Annotated in this window: 8 protein-coding genes; 2 read left to right on the forward strand and 6 right to left on the reverse strand. The window is 71.5% G+C overall.

Features of this window, described 5'->3' with window-relative positions:
- Nucleotides 1-59 precede the first annotated feature (59 nt).
- From ACIPWY_RS39890 to miaA, 4 genes are all read right to left on the reverse strand, one after another.
- Nucleotides 60-2,186, reverse strand: coding sequence for an HD domain-containing protein (locus tag ACIPWY_RS39890; RefSeq protein WP_362907031.1), 2,127 nt, complete (start codon nt 2,184-2,186; stop codon nt 60-62).
- Nucleotides 2,187-2,323: 137 nt separating this feature from the next.
- A complete protein-coding gene (gene dapF, locus ACIPWY_RS39895) occupies nt 2,324-3,202 on the reverse strand; it encodes a diaminopimelate epimerase (RefSeq protein WP_393706183.1) in 879 nt (292 codons plus the stop codon).
- Nucleotides 3,203-3,270: 68 nt separating this feature from the next.
- Entirely contained in the window at nt 3,271-3,738 is a 468-nt protein-coding gene (locus ACIPWY_RS39900; protein ID WP_362907064.1) for a hypothetical protein, read from the reverse strand.
- Nucleotides 3,739-3,845: 107 nt separating this feature from the next.
- Complete coding sequence (miaA, locus tag ACIPWY_RS39905; protein WP_362907035.1) at nt 3,846-4,784, reverse strand: tRNA (adenosine(37)-N6)-dimethylallyltransferase MiaA; 939 nt, start codon at nt 4,782-4,784, stop codon at nt 3,846-3,848.
- Between the two features lie 182 nt (nt 4,785-4,966).
- Here miaA and ACIPWY_RS39910 point away from each other — a divergent pair, with 182 nt between their 5' ends.
- Both ACIPWY_RS39910 and ACIPWY_RS39915 read left to right on the forward strand, forming a co-directional pair.
- On the forward strand, nt 4,967-5,275 hold the full coding sequence (locus ACIPWY_RS39910; RefSeq protein ID WP_393706182.1) for a hypothetical protein: 309 nt from the start codon (nt 4,967-4,969) through the stop codon (nt 5,273-5,275).
- A gap of 24 nt (nt 5,276-5,299) precedes the next feature.
- Entirely contained in the window at nt 5,300-5,563 is a 264-nt protein-coding gene (locus ACIPWY_RS39915; protein WP_362907039.1) for an antitoxin, read from the forward strand.
- 69 nt (nt 5,564-5,632) lie between these two features.
- Here the strand turns inward: ACIPWY_RS39915 and ACIPWY_RS39920 are convergent, their stop codons facing one another.
- Nucleotides 5,633-6,364 carry a class III extradiol dioxygenase subunit B-like domain-containing protein gene (locus ACIPWY_RS39920; RefSeq protein ID WP_393706181.1) on the reverse strand — a complete coding sequence of 244 codons (732 nt, stop codon included), beginning with the start codon at nt 6,362-6,364 and terminating at the stop codon, nt 5,633-5,635.
- A 45-nt stretch (nt 6,365-6,409) separates the two neighbouring features.
- Complete coding sequence (miaB, locus tag ACIPWY_RS39925; protein WP_362907043.1) at nt 6,410-7,930, reverse strand: tRNA (N6-isopentenyl adenosine(37)-C2)-methylthiotransferase MiaB; 1,521 nt, start codon at nt 7,928-7,930, stop codon at nt 6,410-6,412.
- Between the last annotated feature and the right edge of the window lie 157 nt (nt 7,931-8,087).

Raw genomic sequence — 8,087 nt, forward strand, 5'->3', positions numbered from 1 at the left:
GCTACCAGCGCACACGTCCGGACTCCGGCCGGACGCGCCACACCCACCCGAACGAGACCCTACGAGGTGGTCTGGGCGGAGTGCTGCGCGCGGCTGACGTCGTACACCCCTGCGATGTTGCGCATGGCACGCATCAGTACGGGGAGTGTTGTCGCGTCGGGGAGTTGGAGCGTGTACGTGTGGCGTACGCGTCCCTGGGTCGGCGGTTCCACCGTCGCGGAGATGACGGCGACGCTCTCCAGGGCGATGGCTTCGGTGAGATCGGCCAGCAGATGCGGCCGGCTGAAGGATTCGGCGATCAGGGAGACCCGGCACTCCGCGGTGTCGCCCCAGCGCACTCCGACCTCGGCACGGCCCGCGCTCTTCATGCGCGCCACGCCGTGACACTCCGCGCGGTGCACGGTCACGACCCCGCCGCGTACCGCGAAGGCGGTCACCGCGTCGGGCGGCACGGGAGTGCAGCAGCCCGCGAGGCGGACGGTGGCGCCCGGCTGGTCCACTACAGCGTTCGCCTCGGCGGGGCGGCCGGCGGGGGCGCCCTGCGGCGTCCTGGGGGCCGACTCCGGGGCGCGGCTGTCCTCGGGCTCGGGCTCGGGCGTGGCCGGGTGGGACGTGAGCCAGCGCCGGATGGCGATGCGCGCGGCGGGCGTACGGGCGTGGTCGAGCCAGTCCCTGGAGGGCTCGGAGGCGAGGTCCTGGCCCATGAGGAGCTGGACGGTGTCCCCGTCGCTCAGGACTGTGCTGAGCGTCGCCAGGCGGCCGTTGACGCGGGCTCCGATGCAGGCGTGGGCGTCCTCGCCGTACTGGGCGTACGCGGCGTCGACGCAGCTGGCGCCCGCGGGCAGGCCGAGCGTGCCGCCGTCGGGCCGGAAGACGGTGATCTCGCGGTCCTGGGCGAGGTCCTCGCGCAGCGTCGACCAGAAGGTGTCCGCGTCCGGAGCGGCCTCCTGCCAGTCGAGGAGGCGGGAGAGCCAGCCGGGCCTGGTCGGGTCGGCGCGCTCCCCGTCGCTGTCGGCCTGCTCCTCCGAAGGAGGAGCGTAGGGATTGCCGAGGGCGACGACGCCGGCCTCGGCGACCTTGTGCATCTGGTGGGTGCGGATGAGGACTTCGGCGACCTCGCCGTCACCGCGCGACACGGCTGTGTGCAGCGACTGGTACAGGTTGAACTTCGGTACGGCGATGAAGTCCTTGAACTCCGAGACGACCGGCGTGAAGCACGTGTGCAGCTCGCCGAGCACCCCGTAGCAGTCGGCGTCCTCGCCGACGAGTACCAGCAGGCGCCCGAAGTCCGCTCCGCGCAGCGTTCCGCGCTTGCGTCTGGCCCGGTGCACGGAGACGAAGTGCCGTGGCCTGATCAGCACTTCGGCCGGGATCCCCGCGTCCTTGAGGACGACGCGGGCGTCCTCGGCGATCTCCGCGAGGGGGTCGGCGCCCCGCGCGCCGTTGGCCGCGATGAGCTCGCGGGTCTCCGCGTACTCGTCGGGGTGCAGGATCGCGAAGACGAGGTCCTCGAGCTCGGTCTTGAGTGCCTGGACGCCGAGGCGTTCGGCGAGCGGGATGAGCACGTCCCCGGTGACCTTGGCGATGCGCGCCTGTTTCTCGGGGCGCATCACGCCGAGGGTGCGCATGTTGTGCAGCCGGTCGGCGAGTTTGATCGACATGACCCGCACGTCGTTGCCGGTGGCGACGAGCATCTTGCGGAAGGTCTCGGGTTCGGCGGCCGCCCCGTAGTCGACCTTTTCGAGCTTGGTCACCCCGTCGACGAGATACGCGACCTCTTCGCCGAATTCCGTACGCACTTGATCGAGCGTCACCTCGGTGTCCTCGACGGTGTCGTGGAGGAGGGAGGCGGTCAGGGTCGTGGTCTCGGCGCCCAGCTCGGCGAGGATCAGCGTCACGGCGAGCGGGTGCGTGATGTAGGGCTCGCCGCTCTTGCGCATCTGTCCCCGGTGCGAGGACTCGGCGAGGACGTACGCCCGGTGGAGTGGCTCCAGGGGCGCTTCGGGGTGGTGGGCGCGGTGGGCCTCGACCACGTGGCCGATCGCGTCGGGCAGCCGGTTGCCGGCGGCGGGGCCGAGGAGGGCGGCTCCGATGCGGCGCAGGTCGATCCGGGGACGGCCGCGCCTGCGCTGCGCGCCCGGTGTGATCGGGCCCGGCGTCGCGGGATTGGTCGCCTCCGCACTCATGAGCACCTCCGGCTGCGTCGACCGGCGGCGGTCTGCGGGGTTCCCGTCCGGGCCGGTGCTTGATGCTACCGAGCCCATCACGTGGAGCAGTCCCCCTCTCGCCCAGCGTGAAACGGATCACCCATTCGAGCGAACGTTCAGGGGTTTACGGTTTCGAGACCCGCCAGCCAGTCCGTGTCGATCTCTCCCGCGGCGACGATCACCGCGGGTCCCGTCATCTCGATCTCTCCATCGGCCCGCTCCGTGATCACGAGTCGCCCGCCGGGCAGATCCACGGTGTACGTCACCGGCGATCCCGTGGCCGCCGGGTCGAGGCCGTCCCTGCGGGCCGCCGCGACGGCCACGGCGCACGCGCCCGTGCCGCACGAGCGGGTCTCGCCGACACCGCGCTCGTGGACCCTCATGGCGACGTGACGGGGACCGCGGTCGACGACGAATTCGACGTTCACCCCGTCCGGGTAGGCCGTGGCCGGGGTGAAGGGCGGGGCGGCGAAGAGGGTGCCGGCCTGGGTGAGGTCGTCCACGAAGGCGACGGCGTGGGGATTCCCCATGTTCACGTTGCGCGCGGGCCAGCTGTGGTCGTCGACGGTGACGGTGACATCCCCTTCGGGGAGCAGGGCCTTGCCCATGCCGACCGTGATGTCGCCTTCCTTGTCGATGTGCACGCTCTTCACGCCCCCGCGCGTGGCCACCGCGAGGTCGCCCTCGCCGACATGACCGGCGCGCTGAAGGTAGTGGGCGAACACGCGCACGCCGTTGCCGCACATCTCGGCGATCGAGCCGTCGCCGTTGCGGTAGTCCATGAACCACTCCGCCTCGGCCGCCAGGTGCCGGGCGTCGGGGTGGGCCGCGGAGCGCACCACGTGCAGCAGGCCGTCGCCGCCGATTCCGGCGCGGCGGTCGCACAGGGCCGCGACGGCCGTCGGGGGCAGCTCCAGGGCGTTCTCCGGGTCGGGGACGATCACGAAGTCGTTCTCGGTCCCGTGCCCCTTGAGGAAGGCGATCCGCGTGCTCATTCCTCGATCGTACGGGGTGGCGACGACAACCCGTCGGGGTGGCCCGGTACGCGGACCAGGTGTATTGCCTAGCGCAGGCGGGCGACGCGCCACACGGCGAGGACGGCGACGGCGGCGACCACGACCGCGTACGTGCCGACGACCCGCCAGTCCGGGCGGCTGTCCGATCCCCGGGCCGGGAAGCCGGGCCAGGTGTAGCCGACGCGACGCGCGGCCATCATTCCCCAGCCGGCGGCGCAGGAGCTGATCAGGAGCCCCAGCATGGCCACGACGGCCCCGCCGTCCCCGAACTCGAAGAAGAGCGGGAACGCGAACATCAGGGAGCCGATCGCGGAGAGGATCACGATGGGCGCGAGCTGCCACAGGCGCAGGCGGCGCGGCGGGCGCAGCTCCACCTCGACCTCGGCGCCCTGAGCCTGCGACGCGAGCTCCTCGGCCGTGGGGCCGTCGGCGATCACACCGTCCGGGGTCGCGTCCGGTCCGTCAGGGCTCAGCTGTTCCCCGCCGGGTGCGGTGTCACGAGGGCCGGCCTCCATCGCCACGCGCCCTCCCACTTCGGACTCCACTGGTCGATCGATGGTCGATGATGGCACGCTCCCAGGGGCCGCGATGACGGCCGGAGCGTCCCGATGCCATCACGTGATCAGGCTGTGACCGGTCGTTCGATCAACGTCATTGCCCGGGCCGGGAGTTCCCCGCGTGCGGCCGCCGCGCCGCTGAGCCAGTGGACACGCGGATCGCGCCGGAACCACGAGTCCTGACGGCGCGCGAAGCGCTTGGTGGCGCGGACGGTCTCGGCCCGCGCCTCGTCCTCGGTGCACTCCCCCGCGAGCGCGGCGAGCACCTGCTGGTAGCCGAGCGCCCGCGACGCCGTACGTCCTTCCCGCAGGCCGTGCGTCTCCAGGGTGCGCACCTCGTCCACGAGCCCGGCGTCCCACATGCGGTCGACGCGGGTGGCGATGCGCTCGTCGAGTTCGGGGCGCGCCACGTCCACGCCGATCTGGACGGTGTCGTAGACCGACTCGTGTCCCGGCAGGTTGGCCGTGAAGGGCTTGCCTGTGATCTCGATGACTTCGAGGGCGCGGACGATGCGCCGGCCGTTGCTCGGCAGGATCGCCCTGGCGGCCTCGGGGTCGGAGACGGCGAGGCGGGCGTGCAGGGCGCCGGAGCCGCGCAGGACGAGCTCCTCCTCCAGGCGTGCGCGCACCTCGGGGTCGGTGCCGGGGAACTCCAGGTGGTCCACCGCTCCGCGGACGTAGAGGCCGGAGCCGCCGACCAGGACGGGCCAGCGTCCCGCGGCGAGCAGCCGGTCGATCTCGGCGCGGGCGAGCCTCTGGTACTCCGCGACGCTGGCCGCCTCGGTGACGTCCCAGATGTCCAGCAGGTGGTGCGGGATGCCGCCGCGTTCCTCGGGCGTCAGTTTGGCGGTGCCGATGTCCATCCCCCGGTAGAGCTGCATGGAGTCGGCGTTGACGACCTCGCCGCCGAGTTCCCTGGCGAGAAAAACGCCCAGATCGGACTTTCCGGCCGCGGTGGGTCCGACGATGGCGATGACCCGCGGAGCGGGAGCTGCACTACTCACCGCCCCAGTCTCGCAAACCTCAGGACCTGTTCCCGAACGAGCTACGTGACGCCACAGGTCCGGGGTCGTTCCCTGTTGCGAGGTTCCGGCCGCCGGTTTCGAGTACCTCAGACCCGGGCGACGCAAACGGACGCACCGGGCGACGCGGGATTTCGCCCGCACGAGTAGCGTATGGAGTTGAAATGGGTGTTTTCGCCAGGTTTCGCCGGAAGTCGAAGGACACGGAGGAGGCGTCGACCACTGAGGCGCAGGCCGCCACTCTGACGGCCGAGCCCGAGGCCGAGGACTCCTCTCCCGGGGCTTCCGGGGCTTCCGGGGCCGCCGACACCTCCGCTGCCTCCGACGCCGCAGCACCGGGTACGTCCACGGAGGCATCCACGGAGGCTGCCGATACCCCCGAGCCCGCCGCGGCGGAGCCCGTGGAGATCCCTAAGCAGCAGTCCGCGGAGCAGGCCGCCGACAACGAGGCCGGTGAGGGCGCCCGTAAGTAGTCCCCCGCGAGTGAAGGTGAGCCCATGGGCATCCTGGACACGTTGAAAGCCAAGCTCAGCAAGGACAAGGTCGCGGGCCTCGCGCAGCAGCACGGGGACAAGATCGGCCAGGGCATGGACAAGGTCGCGAAGACGGTCGACGAGAAGACCAAGGGCAAGTACAGCGAACAGATCCGGACAGGCACGAGCAAGGCCAAGAACGCGATGGACCGCTTCGCGGGGCCGGGTCAGGAGAAGCGCGGAGATTCGGACGGCGGGACCCCTCCGCCGCCGCCTCCCGCCTCCTGAGGCGCGCGGTACCAGCTGACCACGGACGGCCGCGGAGCCCATTTCCGGCTCCGCGGCCGTCGCCGTGTGCTACTTCGGTCCTGCTCCGTCTACGACCCAGCCGGCGACGAAGTAGCCCACTCCGTAGGGAGCTTCCTCGTACAGGACGCGACACTTTCGGCCCTCGCCGGAGGCAGCCGTGAGGATCTGCCACGGGGAACGGCCGGAGATCTTGAGTTCGCGGGCGAGGTCCGCGTCCAGGGTCGCGAGGAATCCGTCGTGGTCGCCGTTGCCCAGGGCCTGCGCGATCGACGCGTCGACCCCTTCCGCACGGTCGTCCACGTAGCCGGGCGCCTTGAGGCCGCGGCAGGCCGTCCCGTCGCCCATCACCAGGAGTCCCACGCGCTCGGCCCGCGCCGCGAGACGCACGCCGTCCCCAGAGTTGGCCTGCCAGGACCTGTCGCCCTGCACCTCGAAGCCCTCCACGGGGCCGGTCCATCCGACCCTGTCGAGCAGCCAGGCGCCCACCGTGAGGGAAAGGGGCAACCGGTGCGCCGGCGTCCCTGCGCTCTCGGGAGCCGCGCCGAGGCGGACCTCACGGTCCACGCCGAACGGCTGGAAACCGCCCGTGGCCCCCTGCTCGTGCGCGCGGGTCACCGGCCCTTCGCCGACGACCACGATCAGGTCGGGCCGGGCGGCCAGGACCGCGCGGACGGCCTCGTCACAGGCCGCTCGCGCGGCGTCCAGCTCGGGGGCCGCACCCGCGGCGACCTCGGGTACGAGCAGGGGCGGGCAGGGGCAGACGGCGGCGGCGACAAGCATGATCGGCAGCCTACTGCGCGGCGAGTGGCCCGCAGGGGGTGCCCGTCAGTTGACGGCGCAGCCGCCCGTGGCTGCCGGCAGCGGCGCCGGGACGCCGACCGAGGGCAGGCCGAGCAGGACGCCCTGCTTCTGCTGGGGTTCCGCGTTCCGCTTCTCCCAGGCGTCACCCGCGCGCGTGCGGCGCACCGCGAGGACGTCGCCCTCGGCGAGCAGGTGGTGCGGGGCCGCGTAGGTGATCTCGACGGTGACCACGTCACCGGGGCGCACCTCGGCGTCCGGCTTCGTGAAGTGGACCAGGCGGTTGTCGGGGGCGCGGCCGGACAGGCGGTGCGTGGCGCCGTCCTTGCGGCCCTCGCCCTCGGCGACCATCAGCTCCAGGGTGCGGCCGACCTGCTTCTTGTTCTCGTCCCAGGAGATCTCCTCCTGGAGCGCGACCAGGCGCATGTAGCGCTCCTGGACGACCTCCTTGGGGATCTGGCCCTCCATGGTCGCCGCCGGTGTCCCGGGGCGCTTGGAGTACTGGAACGTGAAGGCGTTCGCGAAGCGGGCCTCGCGGACCGCGTGCATGGTCTGCTCGAAGTCCTCCTCGGTCTCGCCGGGGAAGCCCACGATGATGTCCGTGGAGATGGCGGCGTGCGGGATCGCGGCGCGCACCTTCTCGATGATCCCGAGGAAGCGCTCCTGCCGGTAGGACCGGCGCATCGCCTTCAGGACCGTGTCCGAGCCGGACTGCATCGGCATGTGCAGCTGCGGCATCACGTTCGGCGTCTCGGCCATGGCGGCGATCACGTCGTCGGTGAAGTCGCGCGGGTGCGGGGAGGTGAAGCGCACCCGCTCCAGGCCCTCGATCTTGCCGCAGGCGCGCAGCAGCTTGCCGAAGGCCTCGCGGTCACCGATGTCCGAGCCGTACGCGTTCACGTTCTGCCCGAGCAGCGTGATCTCGCTGACGCCCTCGCCGACGAGCGCCTCGATCTCGGCGAGGATGTCGCCGGTCCTGCGGTCCTTCTCCTTGCCGCGCAGGGCGGGCACGATGCAGAAGGTGCACGTGTTGTTGCAGCCGACCGAGATGGAGACCCAGGCCGCGTACGCGCTCTCACGGCGCGTGGGCAGCGTCGAGGGGAACGCCTCCAGCGACTCGGCGATCTCGACCTGCGCCTCCTCCTGCACGCGGGCGCGCTCCAGGAGGACCGGCAGCTTGCCGATGTTGTGCGTGCCGAAGACGACGTCCACCCACGGGGCCCGCTGCACGATGGTGTCGCGGTCCTTCTGCGCGAGGCAGCCGCCGACGGCGATCTGCATGCCGGGCCGCTTCGTCTTCATCGGCGCCAGGCGGCCGAGATTGCCGTACAGCTTGTTGTCCGCGTTCTCGCGGACGGCGCATGTGTTGAAGACGACGACATCGGCGTCACCGTCGGCGCCCTCGGGCGCACGGACGTACCCGGCGTCCTCAAGGAGGCCGGAGAGCCGCTCGGAGTCGTGGACGTTCATCTGGCACCCGTAGGTGCGCACCTCGTACGTCTTGGATTCTTGAACGTCCACTGTCTGGCTCCGGTCGCTGCTGGTCATGTACTCCAGGGTAGGCGGTGCCAGGAGCCCCTTTGCTCCCGCTCCCGGACCCCGGGATTCATCCCACAACGGTCCAGGTGTCGCCGCCGGCGAGCAGCGCGGCCAGGTCGCCCTTGCCGTTCTGTTCGATCGCTTCGTCGAGCTGGTCGGACATCTG

Source organism: Streptomyces sp. NPDC090032 (assembly GCF_044748025.1).
In the GTDB taxonomy this organism is placed as follows: domain Bacteria; phylum Actinomycetota; class Actinomycetes; order Streptomycetales; family Streptomycetaceae; genus Streptomyces.